A 23,664-nucleotide genomic window follows, 5' to 3' on the forward strand; every position below is an offset into this window, starting at 1 on the left:
CGGCGCCCCGTCCGCCGGGCGGGGCACGGGGGGGGGCCGCGAGCGCCCCCCGCACCTCCTGCCGACCGGACCTCCTGGTGACGGGAAGGGGCCGTGCCCGATCGGGCACGGCCCCTTCCCGTCACCAGGAGGTCCGGCGCACACATGCCGGATCCCCCGGCGCGATCGCTTCGTGACCGCGCCGGGGGATCCGGATCCGACTCAGACCCCGACCGTGACCGAGGAGGCGGCGGCGGCCGCCTTCCTCACGAAGGGGAGGATCTGGTCGACGGCCCGGCGCGAGGTCATCATGCAGACGCCGACGCCCACGCCGTCGTACACCGCACCACAGACGGCGAGTCCGGGCTGGGTCGCCACGGCCTCGCGGATCTGCCGCACCCGCTCGACGTGGCCGACGGTGTACTGCGGCAGGGCGCTCTCCCAGCGGCTGACACGGGTCGCCACCGGGGCACCGGACACGCCGGTGGCCTCGGCGAGCTCCGCCGTCGCGAGCTTGACCAGGTCGGCGTCGTCGAGCTGGAGCAGGTGCTCCTCGCCGAACCGGCCGATCGAGCAGCGCACGATCTCCACCTCGCCCGCCAGGTGCGGCCACTTCACCGTGGTGAACGTGACCTCCTTGACGGCCTTGCCCTCCTCCGCCGGCACCCGGTAGCCGGCGTAGCCGCGGCCCGTGAGCCCGCCGGGGAACGCCCCCTTCGGGAAGGCGAGCGTGACCATGGCCACGCTGGAGTACGGCACCTCGGAGAGCGCCGAGACGGCGGGAGCCGTACCGGAGACGCCGGCGAGCAGGCTGCCCGTCGGACCGGCCGGGGTGGCGATGACGACCGCGTCGGCCTCGATGACCTCCGCGTCGGCGCCCGAACCGACGGTCACCCGCCAGCCCTCACCGTGGCGCGCGAGCTCCCGGACGGAGGCGCCGGTGCGCAGGGCCGTGTCGGGCGCGGCGTCCAGCACCTGCTGGATGATCGCGCCGGGCAGCGTGCCGAAGCCGCCCTCGATGGTGGCGACGCTGATCGGGGGGAGCTTCTCGCCCTCCTGGAGCTGCGGCACCAGCGAGCCGGCCGCGTCCGCGAGCGAGATGTGGTCGCGGGACGCACGCGCCAGCGGGGTCAGGGTGGCCTCGAACGAGAGGTCCGCGGCACGCCCGGCGAACACACCGGCGAGGAACGGCTCGACGAGGCGGTCCACGACCTCCTGGCCGAACCGGCCGCCGACGAAGGACGCGACCGAGACGTCGCCCTCCAGGTCGAACGAGGGGAGTACGAGGTCCTGCCGCGCCCGCTCCACGCCCTCGGCCGACAGCACGCCGGACCGGGCGAGGTCGTCCATGTCGCAGGGGACACCCATGAACTGACGGTCGGGCTGGTGCTTGATCGCACCCTGGGTCCAGATCGCCGACGCGGTGACCGGGCCCGCGGACACGATCTGCTCGCCGAGCCCCGCCTCCTTGATCAGGCCGGTGGTCTTCTTCCGGTTGGCGTACAGCGACTCGGCGCCCTCGTCGACCGGGACCCCCGCGACGTCGGAGACCAGCAGCTTGCCGCCCAGCCGGGACGAGCTCTCGAGGAGCGTGACCCGCACCGGCTCGTTCCGCAGGTGGAACGCCGCCGCCAGTCCCGAGATACCGCCACCGACGATGACCACGTGGGGCTTACCGCTCGCCTGAGCCTGTTCGCTCCCAGTCATTCCACCAGCTCCTTCATGGTTACGGTGTTGTAAGACCTGCTCACGGGCGACGACGGTCGGCGCCGACACAGGCGTGGGCAGTCTGGCCGGGCGCCCCGGACCGCGGGTGGAGGCCGCCTCGAAAGCGGGCCCGTCCCCGGCAATTGCACGCCGGCCGTCCGTTCAACTGCGGACCCCCGGCGTTTGAACACGGTGTTTCCGGCGGCGGTATCGCCAAGGGCCCGGGCGTTTGCGTTTCATGCCGTGAACGTATTAATTCGTTCCTCGAAAACCGGGCGCACGACGTTCCGCTCGCCGCCTCTTCGTATCCGGCGAAGTGGCGTTCCGGGGGCAGTGCCACCTGGACCTCACGAAAGGAAAAGACGTGCCGGTCGAGAAGATCGCGCTCATCACGGGCGCCAACAAGGGCATCGGATTCGCCATCGCGCGACAGCTCGGCGAGCAGGGGATCACCGTTCTCGTCGGCGCCCGGGACGAGGTGCTCGGCAAGCAGGCCGCCGACGCGCTGGCGGACGACGGCATCACGGCCGTGCCGCTCCGGCTCGACGTGACGGACCCGGCCTCCGTGGCGGAGGCCGCCCGCGAGATCGAGAGCCGGTTCGGGCGCCTGGACATCCTGGTCAACAACGCCGGCATCGCGGGCGGCTTCACCGGGACGCCCAGCGAGGCGACCGCCGCCGACCTGCGGGAGGTCTACGAGACCAACGTGTTCGGGGTGGTCACCGTGACCCACGCGCTGCTGCCGCTGCTGCGCCGTTCGCCGGCCGGCCGCATCGTCAACCTGTCGAGCCACGTGGCCTCGTTGACGCTGGGCTCGGCCCCGAGCGGCCCGCTGGCGGGCGTCAGCATGATCGCCTACCAGTCCTCGAAGACCGCCCTGAACGCGGTGACCCTCGCGTACGCCAAGGAGCTGCGGGAGACCCCGGTCAAGGTCAACGCGGCGCTGCCCGGAGTGGTGGCCACCGACATCAACGGACACCGCGGGTTCCGGTCGCCCGCCGAGGGCGCGGAGATCGCCGTCCGGCTCGCCACGCTGCCCGAGGACGGCCCGACGGGCCAGTGCCTGGCGGACGACGGCCCCGTCCCGTGGTAGCGCGGAGCGCCACCACGCAGAGGACGCCCGGCGCGGAGCCGGCGGCCTGATCCCGCGAGGGACCGCGGCCGTTCGCGGCCATCACACCGATCGCCGGGCCGGGCGAGGCCCGGCGGGCACACGACATGGAGGCAGACAGTGGCGGATGCACAGACGATCCTGGTGACGGGCGGCACCGGCCGGCAGGGCGGGGCGGTCGCCCGCGACCTGCTGCGGCGCGGTTTCCCCGTACGCGCCCTGGTCCGCGACCCGCAGAAGGCGGAGGCACGGGCGCTGGAGGAGGCGGGCGCGGTCCTCGTCCGCGGTGACATGGAGGACGCGGCCTCGCTCGACGCGGCGACGGAGGGCGCGTACGGCGTCTTCAGCGTGCAGACCTTCCGCGGCCCCGGCGGCGTCGAGGCCGAGATCCGCCAGGGCAAGGCGGTGGCCGACGCCGCGGTGCGGGCCGGCGTGAAGCACTTCGTCTACAGCTCGGTCGGCGGTGCGGACCGGGACACCCGCGTCCCGCACTTCGAGAGCAAGCTGGTGGGCGAGCAGTACCTGGCCACGCTCGACCTGCCGGCCACGGTGCTGCGGCCGGCGATGTTCCACGACATCCTGCTCGACATCAAGCCGCGGCCGGTGCAGGGCGAGCTCGTCCTGGCCATGTGGCTCGACCCCGAGACCCCGGTCCAGGTCATCGCGACGAGCGACATCGGCGCGTTCGCCGCGGACGCCTTCGAGAACCCGGAGGCGTGGCTCGGCCGGACGGTCGACATCGCCAGCGAGGAGCTGACCGGGCCGCAGATGGCCGCGGCGTTCGAGGCCGCCTCCGGCGTCCCGACCCGCTACCAGCAGCTGCCCATCGAGCCGCTGCGCGCCGGCCGCCCGGACCTTGCCAACATGTTCGACTGGTTCGAGCGCGACGGCTTCCAGGCCGACCTGCCCGAGCTGCGCAAGGGCCGGCCGGACCTGCTCTCCCTGGAGGCCTGGCTCAAGGACAACTGGACCCCGCCGGCGGTCGCGGCCCGCGGCTGACGCCGCGGCCGGCCGCGCGGGCCGCGGCGCCGGCCGGGGACGGAACCGGGACTCAGGCGAAGATCGGGTCCCGGGTCCGGGTGCGCTTGAGTTCGAAGAACCCGTCGGTCTGGGCCACGGCGAGCACCCCGTCCCAGAGCTTCACCGCGGCCTCCCCGCGCGGCGTGGGCGTCACGACGGGGCCGAAGAAGGCCACGTCCCCCACCGCGATCACAGGGGTGCCGACATCGGTGCCGACGCGGCCGATGCCGTCGTGGTGCGACGCGCGCACCGCGGTGTCGTACGCGTCGGACCCGGCGGCGTCGGCCAGGGCGGTGTCGAGGCCCGCGGCGGCGAGGGCCTCCGCGTAGGTGACCCGGTCCTTGGGCGCCTTCTCCAGGTGGAACCGGTTGCCGAGCTCGGTGTAGAGCCGGCCCAGCACGCCGGGTCCGTACGCGCGCTCGGCGGCGGCGCAGACCCGTACCGGCTCCATCCGCAGGGCCAGGTTCCGGTGCCAGCGCTCGTCCAGGTCCGCGCGGCCCTCGTTGAGCACCGTCAGGCTCATGATGTGCCAGCGGATCTCCAGGGGACGTCGCTCTGCGACCTCGAGGACCCATCGGGAGGTCATCCATGCCCAGGGGCAGGTCGGGTCGAACCAGAAATCCACCGGGGTCGGGGTGTCGTGCGCCAACGTCGGCCTCCTCAAGGCGACTGCAAGGTCGCGGTCGGCACAGCCTGACAAGCGGGCTCGGATTCCCGGTCGAGCGTCAATAGAGGTGGGCTCCGTTCAAACGCGAGAATTTCCCGTGCCGGACATTCACGTCAACGATTTGAGAAAATCGGCCGGTTGCGGCGGGGAGAAGCGCCGACCTATCGTCTGGAATCCGTGAAAAGCAACTCCGAGGGGAAATCGATGTCCGCATCGGCCGAGGTCCGCGACCAGTCGGATTCCTACGCGCTGCTCGATCTGATTCAGGGTGCCGTCATCACCCAGGCGATCTCCGTCGCGGCCAGGCTCGGCATCGCGGACGTCCTCGCCGACGGGCCGCTGTCCGCCGAGGACATCGCACTGCGCGTCGAGGCCCACCCGGGGGCCACCCACCGGCTGCTGCGCGCGCTGACCGGCCACGGGGTCTTCGCGGTCCGCCCGGACGGCCGGTACGAGAACACCGCCCTGTCCGACAAGCTCCGCGAGGACGCCCAGGACTCGATGCGGAAGTTCGCCGTGCTGATGAGCGACCCCCTGCTCCACGAGGAGTGGGGCCACCTGCTCACCACCGTGCGGACCGGCGAGGCGAACCTGCCCAAGCTGCGCGGCATGAGCACGCTGGACTTCTTCCACGCGAACCCCGCCTACGCCGCCACCTTCTTCCAGGCGTTCGGCAAGGTCTCGGAATCGGAGACCGACCCGGTCCTGGCCGCCTACGACTTCACGCAGTTCGGCACCGTCGTCGACGTCATCGGCGGCCGCGGCTACCTCCTGGCGGCCGTCCTCCAGCAGGCGCCGGACGCCAAGGGCGTGCTGTACGACTTCGAGATCGCGACCGTGGACTCGGCCTCGCTCTTCGAGGAGGCCGGCGTCGCGGACCGCTACACCATCGAGCACGGCAGCTACCTCGGCAAGCTGCCCAAGGGCGCCGACGCGTACCTGTACAAGCGCATCATCCACAACTTCTCCGAGGAAGACGCCCTGACCGCCCTGCGCAACGCGCGCGAGGCGATCGGCCCCGACGGCAAGCTGCTGTGCATCGAGTACCTGCTGCCCGAGAACAACGAGCGCCACATCGGCCACACCATCGACCTCTGGCTGATGCTGATGATCGGCTCCCAGGACCGCACCCTCGCGCAGTACACCGAGCTCTTCGCCCGGGCCGGCTTCAAGATCACCAGGGCGATCCCCACCGCGTCCCCGATCTCGATCATCGAGGCGATCCCGGTCTGACGGCCCCTCCGGCAGCCCTTCCGGCGGCCCCTCCGACGGCTCTGCCGACGGCCCCTCCGGCGGTTCCGCCCGACGGCCCGTCCGACGTCGTTCCACCTTCCAGCGCACCCTCACCACACAGGAGAACTCCCGATGGCTCCACGGATGGACAACCCCTCCCTGGTCGTTCCCGGCGCCCTGCAGCCCCTGCTCGACCTGTCCGAGGTCATCGGCAAGGTCGGCGTGCCGCAGTCCACCCTCGACTTCATCCGGCTGCGCGTCGCCTCGCTCAACGGCCGCGTCTACACCTTCCCGGCCGAGCCCGCGGACAAGCGCCTGCTCCTGGTGGACGAGTGGCGGACCGAAGCCTCCTTCACCGACGCCGAGCGCGCCGCGCTGGAGCTGGCCGAGGCCGTCACCCTCCAGACCGACGCCGCCAACGCGCCGACCGACGAGGTCTGGGGCAACGCCTCGAAGCACTACACCGACGTGCAGCTCGGCGCCCTGGTCATGCACATCAGCCTGGTCAACTTCTGGAACCGGGTGAACGTCGCCACCCACCAGGACGACGCGGTCTGGCGCTGAGGGGGAGGACGCACCCGTGCTGAAGCTCATCAACGCCGGCCTCGGCAGGACCGGCACGACATCGCTCCAGGTGGCCCTGGAACGGCTCGGCCTCGGCCCCTGCTTCCACATGTTCGACGTCGTCGACGACGACGAGCGCCTCGCGCAGTGGGAGCGCATCATCTGCGACGGCGAGCGCCCCGACTGGGCCGCGCTGTACGACGGCTACGCCTCCGCGGTCGACGGCCCCTCCACCGTCTACTACCGGCAGATCAGCGAGGCGCTCCCCGAGGCCAAGGTGGTCCTGACGGTCCGCGACGCCGAGGGCTGGTACAAGAGCACGTACGACACGCTCTACCAGTTCGCGCTGCGGACCAAGCAGAACCCGCCCGAGCCGGGCTCCCGGCAGGCCCGGCTGTTCCGCGTCGTCAACGCCCTGGTCTGGGACGGCCTCTTCGACGGCCGCTTCGAGGACAAGGACCACGCCATCGCGGTCTACCACCGGCACACCGAGGACGTCGTGCGCGCCCTGGGCGCGGACAACGTCCTCGTGTACGACGTGAAGCAGGGCTGGGAGCCCCTCTGCGCGTTCCTCGGGGTCGACGTCCCCGACGAGGAGTTCCCGCGGGCCAACAGCTCCGAGGACATGCGCCGGCGGATAGCCGAGGCCACCGGCGCCGGCCGGGCCGCCGCCGCCTGAGCCCCCGCGTCCCGCCACCGGGACGGGAAACGGCCCGTGGGCCCGCGCCGGTCACCGGCGCGGGCCCACGGCGTTCCCGCCTCAGTGGTGACCGTGGCCCCCGCCGCCCGCCTGCAGGTGCGCGGCCGGCGACACCACGAGGGGCCGCACCATGTGCTGCTCGTGCTCCAGCATGTGGCAGTGGTGGACGCCCCTGCCGACGACCGGGAACCGGAGCGCCACGGTGACCAGCTCGCCCACCGTCGCGTTCGGCCCGATCTGGCCGGCCGTACCCACCCGGATGACGTCCTTCTCCCCGAGCTCGTGCGCCTCCAGCGCCGCCGCGGCCTTGAACGCGATGGGCCGGGACGAGCCGCGGGTGGCCCGGTCGAACCCGCTGATGTCGTAGTTCTCGCGGGACAGCACCTGGAAGTGCGACAGGTGGACGTGCATGGGGTGCGGGGACGCCGCGAGGTTGAGGTACTTCCAGATCTCCGTGCTGCCGTGCGCGACGGTGAACGTGTTGCCGTCGTCGTACGCCATCGCCGTCCTGCGCAGCGTGACGACGGCGCCCTCGGCGTCCCGCACCTGGACGACCCCGGCGGTCGGGAAGGTGATCCCCGCGGGGTCGACCTCCTCCATCTCCCACAGCTCGGGAACGTTCGTCGAGCCGGGGCCGACCACGACCACCCACCGGGGGGCGCGGTCGTGCGGCACGTCCTCGTGGCTGAGCCGCTTGAACGTGGGGGAGAGGGTCTCCGGCAGCACGAACCTCCCCGACGGCCGCTGGTCCGCGACGCGGAACTGCATCACGTCCGGCTCCAGCAGGTCGTTGAGCTTGTTGGAGGCACCGGGCGTGATGCCCTCCAGCGTGTTGACCAGCTTCAGGGCCTGTCCCCGGAACGCGCTGAAGTCGACCAGTACGTCGACCCGCTCGCCGGGGGAGAGGTTGAGCGCCCCGTCGACCGCCAGCGGCTTGTCGATCAGGCCCTGGTCGGTCCCGATCACCTTCAGCGCCCCCGGGACGGGCTTCCCGTCCGCCAGCAGCATCAGCCGGTACATCCGGGAGTTCGCGGCGTTGGCGATCCGGAACCGGTACCAGCGCGGCGCGACGTCCAGGTACGGCCAGACCACCCCGTTGACCAGGGTGTACGGGGCCGCGTGGGCGCGCATGAGCTTCTGCGGGCCGATCATCTCCACCTTGTGGACCAGCCGGCCGACCAGGGCTCCGGACTCGTCCACGTCGAAGTTGCGGTCGCTGAGCACCAGCGGCACGTCGCGGGCGCCGTCGGGCAGGCCGAGCGCTTCCTCCTCCTCGTTGCGGGAGAGGAACAGGCCCGCCAGGCCGGCGTACACGCTGAAGCGGCTCACGTGGTGGGTGTGGTCGTGGTACCAGAGCGTCGTCGCGGCCTGGGCGTTCGGGTAGGCCGACAGCTGGACGTCGCCCGGGCCGATGAGGTTCTCCATCCAGCCGTCGTTGCCGCCGCCGGTCAGCATGCCGTGCATGTGCACCGCCGCCCACGGCTCCAGGCCCGCCACGCCGGCGACCTCCTGGGTGCCCGCCGTGCCGGGGTAGTTGGTGAGCGGGTCCGGCGCGCGGCCCGTGGGCGAGGCGAAGTCGACGGCCTTGACGGGGATGTTCCCCGACAGCCGGTTCTCCCAGACGACCCGCAGCGGACGCCCGCTGACCGTCTTGATCGTCGGACCGGGGAAGACCCCCTCGTACGTCCACATCGTCACCGGCGGCATCTCCGAGTGCACGGTGACGTCGGCGGTGCGCATCCGGACGGTCAGCTCGTCGTAGCCGCCGCGGTCGCGGGGGCGGAGCACCGGCGGTATTCGCAGCGGATCCCGGAACTTGGTCAGCTTCAGCTCGGGCGCCGACGGCTCGGGCCCGCCGGCGCCCGCCGAGACGGCGACCGCGCCTTGCGACTTGAGGAGGGGGGCGGCGGCCACCAGGGCGCCCAGGCCGGCCATGGTGCCGCACCGCAGCAGCGCGCGGCGGTTCAGCCCGGAGGGCTCGAATGCTTCGGAAGCTGTGGGTTCCATTCCCCCGACGCTAGGGGCGGCCGCTCTCGATGGACTCGAACTCGGCTCCAGACCGACGGGGTCGGTCCGTGGAGCCGGGCCCGGTCCTCAGGGAGCCGCGTCGGACCGCGATCAGACCGCGATCGGCTCGCTGTCCCGGTTGACGAGCGTCGCGTAGTGGCCGGCGCGCAGCAGCAGCTCGTCGTGGGTGCCGCGCTCGGAGATCCGTCCGCGGTCCAGCACGATGATCTCGTCGGCGTTGCGGACGGTCGACAGCCGGTGGGCGACCGTGATGGTGGTACGGCCCACGCTGGCCGCGTCGATGGCCTGCTGGACGGCCTGCTCGGTCTGCGTGTCCAGGGCGCTGGTGGCCTCGTCGAGCACCAGGATCGGCGGGTCGCGCAGGATGGTGCGGGCGATCGCCAGCCGCTGCTTCTCACCGCCGGAGAACCGGTACCCGCGCTCGCCCACCACCGTGTCGTACCCGTCGGGCAGCAGCATCAGGTAGTCGTGGATGTGGGCGATCCGGGCCGCCGCGTACAGCTCCTCGTCGGTCGCGTCGGGCTTGGCGAACCGCAGGTTCTCCGCGACCGTCGCGTGGAAGAGGTACGTCTCCTGGGCCACCACGCCGACCGCCGACGTGAGGGTGTCGAAGGACATGTCGCGCACGTCGACCCCGTCGATGGTGACCGAGCCGGACGTGACGTCGTAGAGCCGGGGGATGAGGTAGCTCAGGGTGCTCTTGCCCGATCCGGTCTCGCCGACGATCGCGAGGCTGCGGCCGGCGGGGACGGTCACGTCCACGCCCGCCAGCGTCGCCTGGTCCGCGCCCGCGTAGGAGAAGCCGACCCCCCGCATCCGCACCTCGCCGCGCAGGACCGCCGGCTTCACCGGCCGCTCCGGCTCGGCGATGTCGACCGGCAGGTCGATGTACTCGAAGATGCGGCCGAAGAGCTCCAGGGAGCCCTGGATCTCGATGCCGACGGTCAGCAGGCGCTGCGCGGGGCGGAACAGGCTCTGCTGGAGGGAGGTGAAGGCCACCAGGGAGCCGATGGAGATGGCCATGTGGCCGTTGTTGGAGGTCAGCCCCGCGACCCAGTAGATGACCGCCGGCATCGAGGCGATGACGACCCAGATCGTGGACTGGTACCACAGGCCCGCCGTGGTGACCCGCACCTCGACGTCGGTGAGCTTGCGCGACTGCCGCGCGAAGTTGTCGGTCAGGGAGCGCGAGCGGCCCATGGTGTGGCTGAGCAGGATCCCGCTGATCGACAGCGACTCCTGCATGGTCGAGGACAGCTCGGCGAGCCGGTTCTGCCGGTCGCGGGTGATGTGCCGCCGCTCGTTGCCGACGCGGCGGCTCACCAGCGCGAACATCGGCAGCATCAGCATCGACGCGAGCGTCAGCCGCCAGTCGAGCATGAACATGGCGGTGGTTGCGGCGATGACGATCGTGATGTCGGACAGCAGCGCCGTGGCGGTGGTCGTGATGGTGACCTGCATCCCGCCGATGTCGTTGGCGATGCGCGACTGCACCTCGCCGGTCCGCGTGCGGGCGAAGAAGGCCAGCGACATCCGCTGGAGGTGCGCGTACACCGCCGTGCGCAGGTCGTGCATGACGAGCTGGCCCACGGTGGCCGAGATGTGCGTCTGCCAGACGTTGAACGTGCTGGTGGTGACGGACACCAGGATCATGCCGAGGGAGAGCAGGGACAGCAGCCCCAGCCGGTCCTGCGGCAGCGCCACGTCCATGATCTCGCGGATCAGGAACGGGTTGACGAGCGCGATGAGGGAGGAGCCGGCGACCAGCAGCACGACCGACAGCAGCTTCCTCCGGTACGGGCGGAACAGCCGGAGGACACGTCGCAACTCGCCGTGTTTCATCACTGCCTGGGGACGCGTGGTGCCCGAGCTGGCGCGGCTCACCCTGGCCTCCTTCTCTCTTGGGTCGGTTCCGGTCGACGGAACGCAGGACGACAGCGGAGTCGAAGCCGCTGGGGGGGGGGCGCCTAACGCAGTTGCCTGACCAGCGCCGCCCACCGGGCTTGCTCCTCCCGCGACAGCGCCGGCGGGAGCGGCTCGTCGGCGGGCGGGGCGGTGGCTTCCTCCCATGCGCAGGGAGGACACAGGCCGTTCCAGGCGAACCCCGTCCACATGAGGCCCTCACCGAACTTCTTCCATACGGATCGCATAGCGGACCTGGGCCGCGTGCCCATGTCGGTCTCCATTCGCAGGGGGAACGCCCGACGTCATCCTTCGCAACGCGCCTCGACGGGACATCGGGACCGTGTCGAGCGCCGCTTGAGGCCGCTTCAGCGGGCGGCCAGCAGCCCGCGGCTGCGCAGCACCCGGCGCTCCAGCGGCGAGAAGAACAGCAGGTCGATGGCGACGCCCACGACGAAGATCAGGAGGATGCCGAGCATCACTCCCGGCATGTCGGAGAACTCCCGCTGGTTCTGCAGGAACCGGCCGAGGCCCAGCCCCAGCTCGGGGGAGGAGGCGATGAGCTCGGCGGCCATCAGCGACCGCCAGGAGAACGCCCAGCCCTGCTTCAGACCGGCCAGGTACCCGGGCAGCGCGCCGGGCAGCAGCACGTGCCGGGCGCCGCGCAGACCGTTCGCGCCGAGCGTACGGCCGGCCCGCAGGAACAGCGGCGACACCTGGTCGACGCCGGCGATCAGGCCGTTGGCGATCGAGGGCACCGCGCCCAGCAGGATCACGGCGTACATGGCCGAGTTGTTGATGCCGAGCCAGATCACGGCGGCCGGAACCCAGGCGACCGAGGGCAGCGACTGCAGGCCCGCCAGCACCGGCCCGATGGCGGCCCGTACCGGTTTGATCTGGGCGACGACCAGGCCGATCGGCGTACCGATCAGCACGGCCGCCACGAAGCCCGACACACCGCGCCAGAGACTGGTCCAGACGACGGAGAACAGGGTGCCCTCGCCCCAGAGGACGGTGAACGCGTGCCACACGTCGGCCGGACTCGGCAGCTTCTCGGGGCTGGTCAGGTGCAGGCTGTAGGCGAGCTGCCAGAGGCCGACGACCAGGACCACGCCCAGGACCGGCGGCAGCACCTTCGCCCGCAGCACCTGGCGGTACGAGGTGCGCTGTACGGGGCCGGTCTCCAGCGCGTCGAGGCCGGCCCCCAGCGTGTCGAGGCCGCCCCCCACGACGGGGCGCCGGGCGGCGCGCTCGCCCGGCGCGTACAGGGTGTCAGTGCTGGACATGGCGGCGGATCTCCCCACGCAGGTGCTCGGTGATTTCGATGGACAGCTCCGCGACCTCGCGGGACTCGCCCCGCAGCGAATGCGGCAGGTCGACCCGCCACTCCCGGGAGATCCGGCCGGGCCGGGACGACAGCAGGACGACCCGCTGGGCCAGGCGCACGGCCTCTCGCACGTTGTGGGTGACGAACAGGACGGTGAGCCGGCGCTCGTTCCAGATCCGGGTGATCTCCTCGTGCAGGACGTCCCGCGTGATGGCGTCGAGCGCGGCGAACGGCTCGTCCATCAGCAGGACGGTGCTGCCCTGGGCGAGCGCCCGCGCCATGGCCACGCGCTGGCGCATGCCGCCGGACAGCTCGTGCACCCGCTTGCGGTACGCGCCGCCGAGGCGGACCAGCTCCAGGAGCCGCTCCGCCTCGGGCCTGCGGTCCTCGCGCGGCACTCCGGCCAGGCGCAGGGCCAGCTCGACGTTCTTGCCCGCGGTCAGCCACGGGAAGAGGGCGTGGTCCTGGAACATCAGCGCCGGACGGGTGCCGGGCACCTCGATGTTCCCGGCACTGGGCTCGTCGAGCCCCGCCACCAGGTTCAGCAGCGTGGACTTGCCGCACCCGGAAGCCCCGAGCAGGGTGACGAACTCGCCCGGCGCCACGTCCAGGCTGATGTCGTCGAGCACGACGGGCGCCGCGCCGGGGCGGCCGAATCCCTTCGAGACGTGCGAGAGCCGGACCGCCGGGCACTCGTCCGTGGTGGTCTCGACGACGGGTGCGCACTGCGGGATGGTCAGTGCCGTGGTCATTGCGGACACCTCCTGCGGGAGTGGACGGGGGCCTGCGCGGGGCTACGGGGTGCGGGCCGTCACCTGACGCCGAGTCCGGCGTCGGCCGCGGCGGGCCGGCCCGCCGCCGTGAGGACCTTGTTGAGCAGGGTCAGGTCGACGATCCCGGCGAGGTCGGGCTTCTTGAGCAGGCCCGCGGCGACCGCGTGGTCGGCCCCGGCCTGCAGGGTGTCGGCCAGCGGGTCGTCGATGAAGTCGATGCTGCGCCAGGCGGGGTCGAGGATCTCGGGCGGCAGCGCCTTGCCCGTGTCGGCCTTGATCCGCAGGTTGGCGTCGGCCTTCGCCTTCTCGGGGTCGGCCTTGATGAAGGCGTTGGCCGCCAGCGAGCCGCGCAGCACGGCCTCGACCACGTCGGGGTGGGCGGCCAGGAACTTCTGCGAGACGATGATGTTGGTGGTGACGAACTTGCCGCCGGGCCAGAGCGTCTTCTCGTCCAGCAGGACCTTCGCGCCGAGCGTGACCAGCCGGGAGGCGGTCGGCTCGGGCACCCAGGCGCCGTCGATGGAGCCGGACTTGTACGCCTCCGGGGCGACCTTGTTCTCCGTGCGGACCACGCTGACGTCACCCGCGCCGGAGGCCGGGTCCACCTTGTAGCCCTTGCCCGACAGGTAGTTGAGCAGGGCGACGTCCTGGGTGCCGCCCAGCTGCGGGGTGGCGATCTTCTTGCCCCGGAGGTCGTCCAGCGTGCGGATCTTCGCCGGGTTGACCACCAGCTTCACACCGCCGGAGGCCGCGCCGCCGATGATCCGCAGGGACGTGCCGTGCGACTTGGCGTAGCTGTTGATCGCCGAGTTCGGGCCGATCCAGCCGATGTCGATCGAACCGGCGTTGAGCGCCTCGATCTCGGCCGGGCCGGCGTTGAAGAACTGCGACTTGATCCGGGTCGACCCCAGCTCCTTCTGGAAGAAGCCGTCCTGCAGGCCCACCAGGGCGGTCCCGTGCGTCAGGTTCGGGAAGTAGCCGATCTTCACGGTGTCGGCGGAGAGCTTCGCGCCCGATCCGGCCACGGTCTGGTCCACCGGGGCGTCGTCGGCGCTGGCGCCGTAGCCACAGCTCGTCAGCAGCCCTGCGGCCGCGGTGACTGCGACGGCCGCCATGGCCACGCGCCCTCTCGTCTGGTGGAGCATCAGACCCAGTCCTCCTCGTTCAGTGCCGCGGCCGGGGCCCGGCGTACGGTGTCGAAGGGTTCGCCCGCCATGCCGGCGGCGAGGGTGGTGCCGTCGGCCGGGTCGATCAGCAGGAACGAGCCCGTCCGGCGGTTGTCGGCGTAGGGGTCGAGCGCGAGCGGCTCGGCCGTGCGCAGCACGACGTGGCCGATGTCGTTGACCTGCAGGCCCTCGGCGCCGGGGCGCCGCTCGAGCGTGCCGATGTCGATGCGGTACGAGATGTCCTTGACCAGCGCCCGCACCGTACGGGTGGTGTGCTTGACCAGCACCTTGGCGCCGACGTGCAGGGGGCGCTCGTTGAGGTGGCAGACGCTGGCCTCGATGTCCTGGGTGGGTGCCCCGGCCGTGCCCACGGCCGCGATCAGGTCGCCGCGTGAGACGTCGACGTCGTCGGTGAGCCGGACGGTGACCGACTGGGGGGCCCAGGCGACGTCCGTCCGCGCCCCGAGCGCGTCGATGGCCGCGACGGCCGTGGTGCGGCCGGAGGGCAGGACGGTGACCGCGTCCCCGACCCGCAGCACGCCGGAGGCGAGCTGGCCGGCGTAGCCGCGGTAGTCGTGGTGCTGCGCGGTCTGCGGGCGGATCACGTACTGGACCGGGAAGCGGGCGGGCTCCTCCCGCGGGTCGCTGCCGACCGGGACGGTCTCCAGGTGCTCCAGCAGGGTCCGGCCGCCGTACCAGTCCATGTTGGCGGAAGGCTCGACGACGTTGTCGCCGGCCAGCGCGGAGAGCGGGATCGCCACGACGTTCCTGACCCCGAGCGTGGCGGCGTACGAGGTGAAGTCCTCGGCGATCTTCGCGAAGACCGCCTCGTCGTAGCCGACCAGGTCCATCTTGTTGACGGCCAGCACCACGTGCGGGACCCGCAGCAGGGCGGCGACCGCGGTGTGCCGGCGGGTCTGCTCGACCATGCCGTTGCGGGCGTCGACCAGGACGACCGCCAGCTCGGCGGTGGAGGCGCCGGTGACCATGTTGCGGGTGTACTGCACGTGGCCGGGGGTGTCGGCCAGGATGAACCGGCGGCGGGCGGTGGCGAAGTAGCGGTAGGCGACGTCGATGGTGATGCCCTGCTCGCGCTCGGCGCGCAGGCCGTCGGTCAGCAGCGCGAGGTCGGGGGCGTCCTGGCCGCGGTCCTGGGAGACCCGCTCCACGGCCTCCAGCTGGTCCTCCAGGACCGACTTGGAGTCGTGCAGCAGCCGGCCGACCAGGGTGGACTTGCCGTCGTCGACGGAGCCCGCGGTGGCGAAGCGCAGCAGCGTCGTGGCGCTGAGCTGCTCGGTGGTGGTCGTCATGGCTAGAAGTACCCTTCGCGCTTGCGGTCTTCCATCGCGGCCTCGGACAGCTTGTCGTCGGCGCGGGTCGCGCCCCGCTCGGTGAGGCGGGAGACGGCGATCTCGGCGATCACCGCGTCGAGGGTGGCGGCGTCGGAGTCGACGGCGCCGGTGCAGGACATGTCGCCGACGGTCCGGTAGCGCACGAGGCGCTTCTCGACCCTCTCGTCGTCCTTCGGGCCGCCCCACTCGCCGGCGGTCAGCCACATGCCGCCGCGCAGGAACACGTCCCGCTTGTGGGCGAAGTAGATCCGGGGGAGTTCGATGTCCTCGCGGGCGATGTACTGCCACACGTCGAGTTCGGTCCAGTTGGAGAGCGGGAAGACGCGGACGTGCTCGCCGGGGGCGTGGCGGCCGTTGTAGAGCTGCCACAGCTCGGGGCGCTGGCGGCGCGGGTCCCACTGGGAGAACTCGTCGCGCAGGGAGAACACCCGCTCCTTGGCGCGGGCCTTCTCCTCGTCGCGGCGGCCGCCGCCGAACACCGCGTCGAACCGGTGCTGCTGGATCGCCTCGGTCAGCGGGACGGTCTGCAGCGGGTTGCGGGTGCCGTCGGGGCGCTCCTGGAGCTTGCCGGCGTCGATGTAGTCCTGGACGGAGGCCACGTGCAGGCGCAGGCCGTGCCGGGCGACGGTGCGGTCGCGGTACTCGATGACCTCGGGGAAGTTGTGCCCGGTGTCGACGTGCAGCAGGGTGAAGGGCACCGGCGCGGGCGCGAAGGCCTTGAGCGCCAGGTGCAGCATGACGATGGAGTCCTTGCCGCCGGAGAAGAGGATCACCGGCTTCTCGAACTCGCCCGCCACCTCGCGGAAGATGTGGACCGCCTCGGACTCCAGCGAGTCCAGGTGCGTCAGAGCGAAGGGGTTCCCCGACGCCTCGATCAGGCGATGGGTCGCGGTCGTCATGCCAGGCCCCTCTCGGTCAGGAAGGTGTGCAGCTCGGCTGCGGACTCGGCCACCGAGCGGCTCTGCGTCTGGACGCGCAGCTCCGGGCTCTCGGGTGCCTCGTACGGGTCGTCGACGCCGGTGAGACCGGAGATCTCGCCGGCCGCCTGCTTGGCGTACAGGCCCTTCACGTCGCGCGCGGAGCAGAGCGTGACCGGGGTGGCCACGTGGATCTCCAGGAACGGCGTGCCCGCGGCGGCGTGCCGGGCACGGACGGCGGCGCGGGAGTCGGCGTACGGGGCGATGACCGGAACCAGCGCCTTGACGCCGTGCGAGGCCAGCAGCCCGGCCACGAAGCCGATCCGCTGCACGTTGGTGTGCCGGTCCTCGCGGGTGAAGCCCAGGCCCGACGAGAGGAACTCGCGGATCTCGTCGCCGTCGAGCACCTCCACCTCGTGGCCCTCGGCGCGCAGGCGCTCGGCGAGGGCGCGGGCGAGGGTGGTCTTGCCCGCGCTGGGCAGCCCGGTCAGCCACACGGTGGCCCCGCGCTCGCTGGGGGCGGCGGCCAGGGCCGCGTCCGCGGTGTCCCCGGCGGCCAGGGTGTGAGCCGTGGTCACGGTGGTGTTCTCCCGGGAGGTAGAAGGCGGACTTGCAGGGATGGTTCGAGCACGTCCCCCGCGCCGCAGGGCGTCGGCGCGGACAGGGGCGGAAGTCCTTCAGGCGGTGGCGAACTCGGCGAGCGTCCGGCCGAGCACGTCCATGTCGATCCGGTGCCAGGACCCGCGCAGCTCGAGGCCCCGGCCGTTGGGCAGGGCCGCCGCGGTCGCCTGCGCGGCCGCACGCAGCCAGGCGCTGGTGCCGTCGCTGTTGAGGACCAGCGTCTCCGTCCGGAACCCGGCGAGCCGGTCGGCCGGGACGGTGAAGTCGCCGCAGATCTCGACGTCGTACAGCAGGGTGTGCGCGTTCGCCTCGTTCATCGCCCAGATCGGGCTCCTGCGCCACTCCGCGACCGTGTCGGGGGTGAGGCCCAGGACGGGACCGAGGAAGAACTCGGCCGCCTCGTCGCGCCGGTCCTCCTCCAGGAGGGCCCGGATCGTCCGCGCGGCGTTCCACGGGGTCTTCGGGAACCCGTCGACGCGGAAGAACGGCTCGTGGAGCGCCAGCCTGGTGATCGGCGTGCCGGAGAGCGCCGCCCGGATGGCCAGGTTCGCGCCCGTGGACCCGGCGAACACGGCCGCCGAGCCGCCGGCCTCCTCGATCACCGCCTGGAGGTCCTCGATCTCCCGCTCGACCGCGTACTCGGGAGCGTCACCGCTCTGGCCGCGCCCGCGGCGGTCGTAGGCGTACACGGTGCAGTGCCGCGCGAGCTCGGGAACGAGGTCGCCGAAGATCGTGTGGTCGCGGAAGGCACCGTTGAGGAGCACGAGGGCGGGGCCCTCGCCGGACTTCTCGTAAGCGATCGTCGTGCCGTCCCGCGAAACGACCTTGCGCATCACGCACTCCTCATGCCGACCGGAGGTGCTGTCACCTCGCCCTGTGTCGGCAGCTTCGAGTGCGTCGATGGATCAACGGTCGAGAACCGTTAGCGGCCCGCTTGCACCGCCCGTCGCCGGCTCCTGCCGGCGGACCCGGAGGAAGCGGCGCTGACCAGCGGAAACGCGACCGGTACCGGGTTCCTCCCGGCACGACGCAGGCGGCCGTTCCCCACGCTTCGATGTATTGCGCAACGAAGCACCGGGGGAACGGCCGCCTGCGTACGGGTGCTGCCGTCGGACCACCTGCGGGCGGTGGCCCGGACGTCAGCCCACCGCCTTCCTGACCAGCGCGCCGATGCGCTCCTCGTCGGCCTCGGTCAGCTCCTTCACGGCGTACGAGGTCGCCCACACGGTGCCTTCGTCGAGCGCCGCCTGGTCGCTGAAGCCGAGCGTGGCGTACCGCGACTTGAACTTCTCCGCGCTCTGGAAGTGGCAGACGACCTTGCCGTTCCTGGCGTACGCGGGCATCCCGTACCAGAGCCTGGGCGCCAGGTCCGGGGCGGCGGTCGTGATGATCTCGTGGATCCGCTCGGCGAGGACCCGGTCCGCCTCAGGCATCTCGGCGATCTTCGCGAGCACGTCCTTCGCCTCCTCCGCCGCCTTCTCCGCCTTGGTCGCACCGCGCCGGGCCGCCGCCTTCTTCTGGTCGCGTGCGTGGTCCTTCATCGCGGCCCGCTCTTCGGCGCTGAATCCGTCGTACTTCTCGGTGGCGGCGGCGTCCTCGGCGGGCGACTTCGCAGACGGCATGGCTGTTTCCTCTCGTACGGGGTCACGCGGGGCCGGGTGCGCCGGCCCCTTTCACGCTAGGGGCTGGGCGGCCGCCGGGGCTTCTCGAATCCTGACCGGTCCCGCGACCTGCTTCGCCACGCACGCCGGCATCCCCGCCACGTCGATCGCCGGCCCGTCGTCGCGGTCCCCACCCGCGGCACCGGCACCGGCACCGTCGGCCGAGTCCGCCGCCCGGCGCCGGAAGACCCCGGGCGGCACGCCGACCAGCGCGGTGAAGCGGGTGGTGAAGGTGCCCAGCGAGGCGCAGCCGACCGCGAAGCAGACCTCCGTGACATCGAGGTCGCCCCGCCGCAGCAGCGCTGCCGCCCGCTCGATCCGACGCGTCATCAGGTAAGCGTACGGCGACTCACCGTAGGCGGCCCGGAACTGCCGGCTCAGGTGCCCGGCGGGCATGTCCGCGGCGCGGGCGAGCGCCTCCACGTCCAGCGGCTGCGCGTACTCCCTGTCGATCCGGTCGCGGACCCGGCGCAGCCGCGCCAGATCGGCCAGGTGCTGCGCCTGGATGCGGGCACGCCGCCAGTCGGGCCTGCACATCGGGACACTCCCCTCTGCCGGTTTCCCTGCCGGCCGGCATCCACCGGGTCAGCGGATCTCCTGGATGCGGACCAGGTTGCCCGCGGGGTCGCGGAAGGCGCAGTCGCGTACGCCGAACGGCTGCTCCGTCGGCTCCTGGACGACCTCGGCGTCCCCGGCCTGCACCTTCTCGAACAGGGCGTCGAGGTCCCGGGTGGCCAGCAGGATCCAGCCGTAGGTGCCCTTGGCCATCATCTCGGTGACCGTGCGGCGCTCGTCCTCGGTGATGCCGGGACCGGAGGCGGGCGGCGTCAGGAGGATCGACGGGCCCGGCTGCCCGGCCGGACCCACCGTGATCCGGCGCGACTTGCCCTGGCCCACGTCGCTGCGGACCTCGAAGCCGAGCGCGTCGCGGTAGAAGGCGAGCGCCGCGTCCGGGTCGTCGTGCGGAAGACAAGCCGTGTGAATGGTGATGTCCATGCTTGGCAGGCTAGGGGCGGCTCCGCGCACCGCGCTTCTCGATTCCTGACCGTCCCGGTCTAACTCCGCCAGGCCTCCAGGAGTTCGGCCGGCCCGTACACCGCGTCGAGCCCGTCGAGCGTGCGCACACCGTCCGCCCCGCCGCGCGAGACCGCGACCAGCGGCAGCGGGTCGTCCGTGAGCGCGGCGCGGTGGCGCTGGAGGGCGGCGAGGTCGTGCCGGTCGAAGGACTTGTGCTCCAGCCACTTCACCGAACCCACGAACAGCAGCCGCCGTGCCACCGGCGCCCGGTCCGCCCCCACGATGTCGATCTCCACGTCGTTGGTACGGGTCCAGTAGCCGCCGATCGCCGGCGCCGCCGGCAGCCGTCCGTCGGGCAGCAGCCGCCCCAGCGCCTCCCGCACCAGCGGCTCGACGGCCCGCCCGCGCCAGCTGGTCCAGCCCGCCCGGATCCGGGCGAGCGCCAGGTCGCCGCGGCCGCGCTCGATCTCCGGCAGGGCGGGCCCGAGGTGCTTGAGCCAGAACCGCAGGTACGGGTCGGCGACCCGGTAGCGGCGGTCGCGCGAGGCCCTGGTGGAGACCGGGAGTTCGGCGGCGACCACCCGCTTGTGCGTGAGGGTCTCCAGCGACCGCTGGAGCGGGGTCGCGCCGATGCCGCCGGCCGCCCGCGCGATGTTGGAGAAGGTGCGCTCGCCGCTGCCGATGGCGCCGAGCACCCGGCGGGCCTGGAGGGTCTGCGGGAACTCGGCGGCCAGCGAGCGCTCCGCCGAGACCAGCAGGGCGGACACCGGGTCCTCCAGCGCGGCCGCCAGGAACTCCTGGACCCCGGCACCCCGCGGCCAGTCGGCGCAGATCAGCGGCAGCCCGCCGGTGATCAGCGCGGCGTCGAACGCGGCGGCCGGAGACAGGTCCAGCATGGCGCCGACCTCCGCGGGGTTGAGGGGGCCCAGCACCATCTCGCGGCCGCGCTGGTGGAAGGGGCGGCCGTAGGCGTTCAGGGCCTCCATCATCGACAGGTCCGAGCCGATCAGGACCAGCAGGACCGGCTTCGCCTCCAGCGCCCGGTCCCAGGCCCGCTGGAGGGTGCCCTCGAAGGCGCCGTCGGCGTCCATGAGGTACGGGAGCTCGTCCATCACCACGATGCTGGGCCGGTCGTGCGGCAGGGCCGCGGCCAGCACGTCGAAGGCGGCGCCCCAGTCCCCGGGCCGGGCGGCGGACAGCAGGCGGGCCAGCGGCAGGGTCGAGGCCTCGGCGTCGCGCGCGAGCCGCGCGAGGTCGGCGCCGGGGGAGGCCCCCGTGGCCGCGTAGAACAGGAAGGGCGCCCCGGACCGCTCCGCGAACCGCTCGACCAGCCGGGACTTCCCGACCCGCCGCCGCCCGCGCAGCATCAGGCACCGCCCCGGCCGGTCGCCGCCGACGCCGGACGCGACCCTGGCCAGCTCCCGCTCCAGCGTTTCGAGCTCCCGGTGCCTGCCCACGAAGTCGGCCACCCCGCCAGGCTAACCCCCACATCACCAACGCGGATGTTAGTAACACCGGTGTTAGTCAGAGCCCGTCTTTGTGAGCTGCGTCACACCATGTCACAACGGCGGGGGGCTGCGGTGTCCCGTGACTGAACCCCACTGGAGCCGGAGGAGGCACCGTGAACGCGAACACCCAGGTCATCGTCATCGGCGGCGGATACGCGGGCGTGATGGCGGCGAACCGCCTGACCCAGCGCGACGACGTGACCGTGACCCTGATCAACCCCCGGCCGTCCTTCGTCCACCGGATCCGCCTGCACCAGCTGGTGGCCGGCACCGACGAGGCCGTCGTCGACTACCGGGACGTCCTGGCCGACGGCGTCCGGCTCCAGGTCGGCACCGTGACCCGCATCGACGCCCCCGCCCGCCGCCTCACGCTGGCCGACGGCGGCACCGCCGACTACGACTACCTGGTCTACGCCGTCGGCAGCGGCAGCGCCGACCCGAGCGTGCCCGGCGCGGCCGAGTACGCCCACCCGATCGCCACCCTCGAGGACGCCCAGCGGCTGCGGCCGCTGCTGGACGCGGCCGCCGCGACCGCCCCGGTCACCGTGGTCGGCGCGGGCCCCACCGGCATCGAGACCGCGGCCGAACTGGCCGAGCGCGGCCGCCGGGTGACCCTGGCCTGCGGCGGGGCCCTCGGCCCGTACCTGCACCCGCGCGGCCGCCGGGCCGTCGCCAAGCGGCTCGCCGCACTCGGCGTGGCCGTGCTCGACGGCCCCGGCTCCAGGGTGACCGGCGTGACCGCCGACGCCGTGCGGCTCGCCGACGGGCGTGAACTGCCCAGCGAGGTCACCATCTGGACCGCCGGCTTCGGCGTGCCGGACCTGGCCGCCCGCAGCGGACTGACCACCGACGCCCTGGGCCGCCTGCTCACCGACGAGACCCTCACCAGCGTGGACGACGGACGCGTCGTCGCCGCCGGCGACTCCGCCGCCCCCTCGGACCTGCCGCAGCGCATGAGCTGCCAGGCCGCGATGCCCCAGGGCGCCCGCGCCGCCGACACCGTGCTCAGCCGCATCGCGGGCGAGCAGCCGGCCACCCTCAACCAGGCGTTCGGCGCCCAGTGCATCAGCCTCGGCCGCGGGACCGGCATCTTCCAGCTGGGCAACAAGTACGACGTCGCCGTGTGGTTCCACATCAACGGCAAGCCCGGCGCCAAGGTGAAGGAGACCATCTGCAAGGGCGTCGTGAAGCACCTGGCCCACGAAGGGAAGAAGCCCGGCGAGTACAAGCTGCACCTGATGTCGCGCGGCGGCACGCGCCAGGAGCAGCTCAAGGCCAAGCGCGCCGCCGCCCCCACCCTGGCAAACCACCCGGCGTGACCCACCCGCGCCCCGCTCGACCGCGCCGCTCTCGACCCCGCCGATGCCGGCGTGCGGACCGCAGACCGCCTCCGCCGGCATCACCCCCGCCCGTCTGCCGAGCGGACGTGCCTCCCGAAGGCCCCGCGAGCCGCGCGGGATTCGTTCCCGCGCGTGCTCGCGACGCGCCTGGACGCTCGCGTATGCAGCTGAGCTTCACAGCCATGGGCCGTCTCAACTTCCGCCGGTTCACTGGAGGACATGACCCAGAACACCACCACCCTCGTCATCGGCGGCACCGGCAAGACCGGCCGCCGCGTCGTCTCGAAGCTCACCGCGCGCGGCCTCGACGTGCGCGTCGGATCGCGCACCGCCGCGGTGCCCTTCGTCTGGGAGGACCCCGACACCTGGGCGCCCGCCCTCGACGGTGTCCACTCCGTGTACGTCACCTACGCGCCGGACCTCGGCTTCCCCGGCGCCGCCGAGACCGTCGGCGCCTTCGCCCGCGTCGCCGTCGAGCGCGGCACCCGCCGCCTGGTGCTCCTCTCCGGCCGGGGCGAGGAGGGCGCCGAGGCCGGCGAGGAGGCCCTGAAGGCCTCGGGCGCCGACTGGACCGTGGTCCGGGCCGCCTGGTTCCACCAGAACTTCGACGAGAGCTTCTTCCTCGACGACGTCCGCGCCGGGGAGATCGCCCTCCCCACCGCCGACGGCGTCGAGCCCTTCGTCGACGCGGACGACATCGCGGACGTCGTCGTCGCCGCACTCACCGACGACCGCCACATCGGCCGCACCTACGAACTCTCCGGACCCCGCCTGCTCAGCTTCCACGACGTGGCCGCCGAACTCTCCAAGGCCACCGGCCGCACCATCACCTACCTTCCCGTCAGCATCGAGGACTACAAGGCCGTTCTCGCCGCGAACGGCGTGGCCACGGAGTTCGCCGACCTCTTCCGGCTGATCCTCGACGGCCGCAACGCCCATCTCGCGCACGGCGTCGAGGAGGTCCTGGGCCGCCCGGCGAAGGACTTCGCCGACTACGCCCGCGAGGCCGCCGCCACGGGCGTCTGGAACGACTAGGCGATGTCCGCCGGAGCAGGGCCGCCCCAGCCCCGT

22 protein-coding genes are annotated in these 23,664 nt (G+C 72.4%); 7 read left to right on the forward strand and 15 right to left on the reverse strand.

Annotated elements, in window-relative coordinates; all coding sequences use genetic code 11:
• Positions 1-201: 201 nt before the first annotated feature.
• Positions 202-1,686: a protoporphyrinogen oxidase gene (gene hemG, locus ACIQUR_RS29270; protein ID WP_403670482.1), complete on the reverse strand. Its 1,485-nt coding sequence runs from the start codon at positions 1,684-1,686 to the stop codon at positions 202-204.
• Between the two features lie 364 nt (positions 1,687-2,050).
• On the opposite strand from hemG, the gene ACIQUR_RS29275 reads away from it, so the two are divergent.
• Both ACIQUR_RS29275 and ACIQUR_RS29280 read left to right on the forward strand, forming a co-directional pair.
• Complete coding sequence (locus ACIQUR_RS29275) at positions 2,051-2,779, forward strand: SDR family oxidoreductase (protein ID WP_403670484.1); 729 nt, start codon at positions 2,051-2,053, stop codon at positions 2,777-2,779.
• Between the two features lie 138 nt (positions 2,780-2,917).
• Positions 2,918-3,796, forward strand: coding sequence for an NmrA/HSCARG family protein (locus tag ACIQUR_RS29280; RefSeq protein ID WP_403670487.1), 879 nt, complete (start codon positions 2,918-2,920; stop codon positions 3,794-3,796).
• Between the two features lie 52 nt (positions 3,797-3,848).
• Here ACIQUR_RS29280 and ACIQUR_RS29285 read toward each other — a convergent pair whose 3' ends face one another.
• Entirely contained in the window at positions 3,849-4,466 is a 618-nt protein-coding gene (locus ACIQUR_RS29285) for a DsbA family protein (protein ID WP_403670490.1), read from the reverse strand.
• 222 nt (positions 4,467-4,688) lie between these two features.
• Between ACIQUR_RS29285 and ACIQUR_RS29290 the strand changes: the two genes are divergently transcribed.
• The 3 genes from ACIQUR_RS29290 (at position 4,689) to ACIQUR_RS29300 (ending at position 6,960) form a co-directional block, all read left to right on the forward strand.
• Positions 4,689-5,717: a methyltransferase gene (locus tag ACIQUR_RS29290; RefSeq protein WP_403670493.1), complete on the forward strand. Its 1,029-nt coding sequence runs from the start codon at positions 4,689-4,691 to the stop codon at positions 5,715-5,717.
• Between the two features lie 132 nt (positions 5,718-5,849).
• Positions 5,850-6,281, forward strand: coding sequence for a carboxymuconolactone decarboxylase family protein (locus ACIQUR_RS29295; RefSeq protein WP_399954886.1), 432 nt, complete (start codon positions 5,850-5,852; stop codon positions 6,279-6,281).
• A gap of 16 nt (positions 6,282-6,297) precedes the next feature.
• Positions 6,298-6,960 carry a sulfotransferase family protein gene (locus ACIQUR_RS29300; protein ID WP_403670496.1) on the forward strand — a complete coding sequence of 221 codons (663 nt, stop codon included), beginning with the start codon at positions 6,298-6,300 and terminating at the stop codon, positions 6,958-6,960.
• 81 nt (positions 6,961-7,041) lie between these two features.
• Here the strand turns inward: ACIQUR_RS29300 and ACIQUR_RS29305 are convergent, their stop codons facing one another.
• From ACIQUR_RS29305 to ACIQUR_RS29365, 13 genes are all read right to left on the reverse strand, one after another.
• The gene (locus ACIQUR_RS29305) at positions 7,042-8,988 is read right to left on the reverse strand and encodes a multicopper oxidase family protein (protein ID WP_403670499.1); all 1,947 of its coding nucleotides are present in this window, start codon (positions 8,986-8,988) and stop codon (positions 7,042-7,044) included.
• 111 nt (positions 8,989-9,099) lie between these two features.
• Positions 9,100-10,851 (reverse strand): ABC transporter ATP-binding protein, encoded by a 1,752-nt coding sequence (locus tag ACIQUR_RS29310; RefSeq protein ID WP_403670664.1) that lies wholly within the window; start codon positions 10,849-10,851, stop codon positions 9,100-9,102.
• Between the two features lie 428 nt (positions 10,852-11,279).
• Positions 11,280-12,197 carry an ABC transporter permease gene (locus tag ACIQUR_RS29315; RefSeq protein ID WP_403670502.1) on the reverse strand — a complete coding sequence of 306 codons (918 nt, stop codon included), beginning with the start codon at positions 12,195-12,197 and terminating at the stop codon, positions 11,280-11,282.
• Positions 12,184-12,990 carry an ABC transporter ATP-binding protein gene (locus ACIQUR_RS29320; protein WP_403670505.1) on the reverse strand — a complete coding sequence of 269 codons (807 nt, stop codon included), beginning with the start codon at positions 12,988-12,990 and terminating at the stop codon, positions 12,184-12,186. Before ACIQUR_RS29320 ends, ACIQUR_RS29315 begins: the two co-directional genes overlap by 14 nt.
• A gap of 59 nt (positions 12,991-13,049) precedes the next feature.
• Positions 13,050-14,156, reverse strand: coding sequence for an aliphatic sulfonate ABC transporter substrate-binding protein (locus ACIQUR_RS29325; RefSeq protein WP_403670507.1), 1,107 nt, complete (start codon positions 14,154-14,156; stop codon positions 13,050-13,052).
• Entirely contained in the window at positions 14,156-15,487 is a 1,332-nt protein-coding gene (locus ACIQUR_RS29330) for a sulfate adenylyltransferase subunit 1 (protein WP_403670510.1), read from the reverse strand. The genes ACIQUR_RS29325 and ACIQUR_RS29330 overlap by 1 nt, the downstream gene beginning before the upstream one ends.
• A gap of 2 nt (positions 15,488-15,489) precedes the next feature.
• Positions 15,490-16,428, reverse strand: coding sequence for a sulfate adenylyltransferase subunit CysD (gene cysD, locus ACIQUR_RS29335; RefSeq protein ID WP_403670513.1), 939 nt, complete (start codon positions 16,426-16,428; stop codon positions 15,490-15,492).
• On the reverse strand, positions 16,425-17,006 hold the full coding sequence (gene cysC / locus ACIQUR_RS29340; protein WP_403670667.1) for an adenylyl-sulfate kinase: 582 nt from the start codon (positions 17,004-17,006) through the stop codon (positions 16,425-16,427). Before cysC ends, cysD begins: the two co-directional genes overlap by 4 nt.
• 117 nt (positions 17,007-17,123) lie before the next feature.
• Positions 17,124-17,900: an alpha/beta fold hydrolase gene (locus ACIQUR_RS29345; protein WP_403670516.1), complete on the reverse strand. Its 777-nt coding sequence runs from the start codon at positions 17,898-17,900 to the stop codon at positions 17,124-17,126.
• Between the two features lie 306 nt (positions 17,901-18,206).
• The gene (locus ACIQUR_RS29350; RefSeq protein ID WP_403670519.1) at positions 18,207-18,689 is read right to left on the reverse strand and encodes an iron chaperone; all 483 of its coding nucleotides are present in this window, start codon (positions 18,687-18,689) and stop codon (positions 18,207-18,209) included.
• Positions 18,690-18,740: 51 nt separating this feature from the next.
• Positions 18,741-19,265, reverse strand: a complete 525-nt coding sequence (locus tag ACIQUR_RS29355) for a helix-turn-helix transcriptional regulator (RefSeq protein ID WP_403670522.1) — start codon at positions 19,263-19,265, stop codon at positions 18,741-18,743.
• A gap of 48 nt (positions 19,266-19,313) precedes the next feature.
• Complete coding sequence (locus ACIQUR_RS29360) at positions 19,314-19,724, reverse strand: VOC family protein (RefSeq protein ID WP_403670525.1); 411 nt, start codon at positions 19,722-19,724, stop codon at positions 19,314-19,316.
• A gap of 59 nt (positions 19,725-19,783) precedes the next feature.
• Positions 19,784-21,214 (reverse strand): ATP-binding protein, encoded by a 1,431-nt coding sequence (locus ACIQUR_RS29365; RefSeq protein WP_403670528.1) that lies wholly within the window; start codon positions 21,212-21,214, stop codon positions 19,784-19,786.
• 152 nt (positions 21,215-21,366) lie between these two features.
• Between ACIQUR_RS29365 and ACIQUR_RS29370 the strand changes: the two genes are divergently transcribed.
• Both ACIQUR_RS29370 and ACIQUR_RS29375 read left to right on the forward strand, forming a co-directional pair.
• Positions 21,367-22,572 (forward strand): NAD(P)/FAD-dependent oxidoreductase, encoded by a 1,206-nt coding sequence (locus tag ACIQUR_RS29370; protein WP_403670531.1) that lies wholly within the window; start codon positions 21,367-21,369, stop codon positions 22,570-22,572.
• Positions 22,573-22,812: 240 nt separating this feature from the next.
• Positions 22,813-23,628, forward strand: a complete 816-nt coding sequence (locus ACIQUR_RS29375) for an NAD(P)H-binding protein (RefSeq protein WP_403670534.1) — start codon at positions 22,813-22,815, stop codon at positions 23,626-23,628.
• Positions 23,629-23,664: the final 36 nt, after the last annotated feature.

It is taken from the genome of Streptomyces sp. NPDC101132 (genome assembly GCF_044759225.1).
Taxonomy (GTDB): Bacteria; Actinomycetota; Actinomycetes; order Streptomycetales; family Streptomycetaceae; genus Streptomyces.

What these genes read in the sequence shown, in the direction of transcription:
- hemG (WP_403670482.1), bottom strand. Translation starts at nt 1,686, where the DNA reads ATGACTGGGAGCGAACAGGCTCAGGCGAGCGGTAAGCCCCACGTGGTC.
- ACIQUR_RS29290 (WP_403670493.1), top strand. Translation starts at nt 4,689, where the DNA reads ATGTCCGCATCGGCCGAGGTCCGCGACCAGTCGGATTCCTACGCGCTG.
- ACIQUR_RS29295 (WP_399954886.1), top strand. Translation starts at nt 5,850, where the DNA reads ATGGCTCCACGGATGGACAACCCCTCCCTGGTCGTTCCCGGCGCCCTG.
- ACIQUR_RS29305 (WP_403670499.1), bottom strand. Translation starts at nt 8,988, where the DNA reads ATGGAACCCACAGCTTCCGAAGCATTCGAGCCCTCCGGGCTGAACCGC.
- ACIQUR_RS29310 (WP_403670664.1), bottom strand. Translation starts at nt 10,851, where the DNA reads ATGAAACACGGCGAGTTGCGACGTGTCCTCCGGCTGTTCCGCCCGTAC.
- ACIQUR_RS29315 (WP_403670502.1), bottom strand. Translation starts at nt 12,197, where the DNA reads ATGTCCAGCACTGACACCCTGTACGCGCCGGGCGAGCGCGCCGCCCGG.
- ACIQUR_RS29320 (WP_403670505.1), bottom strand. Translation starts at nt 12,990, where the DNA reads ATGACCACGGCACTGACCATCCCGCAGTGCGCACCCGTCGTCGAGACC.
- ACIQUR_RS29325 (WP_403670507.1), bottom strand. Translation starts at nt 14,156, where the DNA reads ATGCTCCACCAGACGAGAGGGCGCGTGGCCATGGCGGCCGTCGCAGTC.
- ACIQUR_RS29330 (WP_403670510.1), bottom strand. Translation starts at nt 15,487, where the DNA reads ATGACGACCACCACCGAGCAGCTCAGCGCCACGACGCTGCTGCGCTTC.
- cysD (WP_403670513.1), bottom strand. Translation starts at nt 16,428, where the DNA reads ATGACGACCGCGACCCATCGCCTGATCGAGGCGTCGGGGAACCCCTTC.
- ACIQUR_RS29345 (WP_403670516.1), bottom strand. Translation starts at nt 17,900, where the DNA reads ATGCGCAAGGTCGTTTCGCGGGACGGCACGACGATCGCTTACGAGAAG.
- ACIQUR_RS29350 (WP_403670519.1), bottom strand. Translation starts at nt 18,689, where the DNA reads ATGCCGTCTGCGAAGTCGCCCGCCGAGGACGCCGCCGCCACCGAGAAG.
- ACIQUR_RS29355 (WP_403670522.1), bottom strand. Translation starts at nt 19,265, where the DNA reads ATGTGCAGGCCCGACTGGCGGCGTGCCCGCATCCAGGCGCAGCACCTG.
- ACIQUR_RS29360 (WP_403670525.1), bottom strand. Translation starts at nt 19,724, where the DNA reads ATGGACATCACCATTCACACGGCTTGTCTTCCGCACGACGACCCGGAC.
- ACIQUR_RS29375 (WP_403670534.1), top strand. Translation starts at nt 22,813, where the DNA reads ATGACCCAGAACACCACCACCCTCGTCATCGGCGGCACCGGCAAGACC.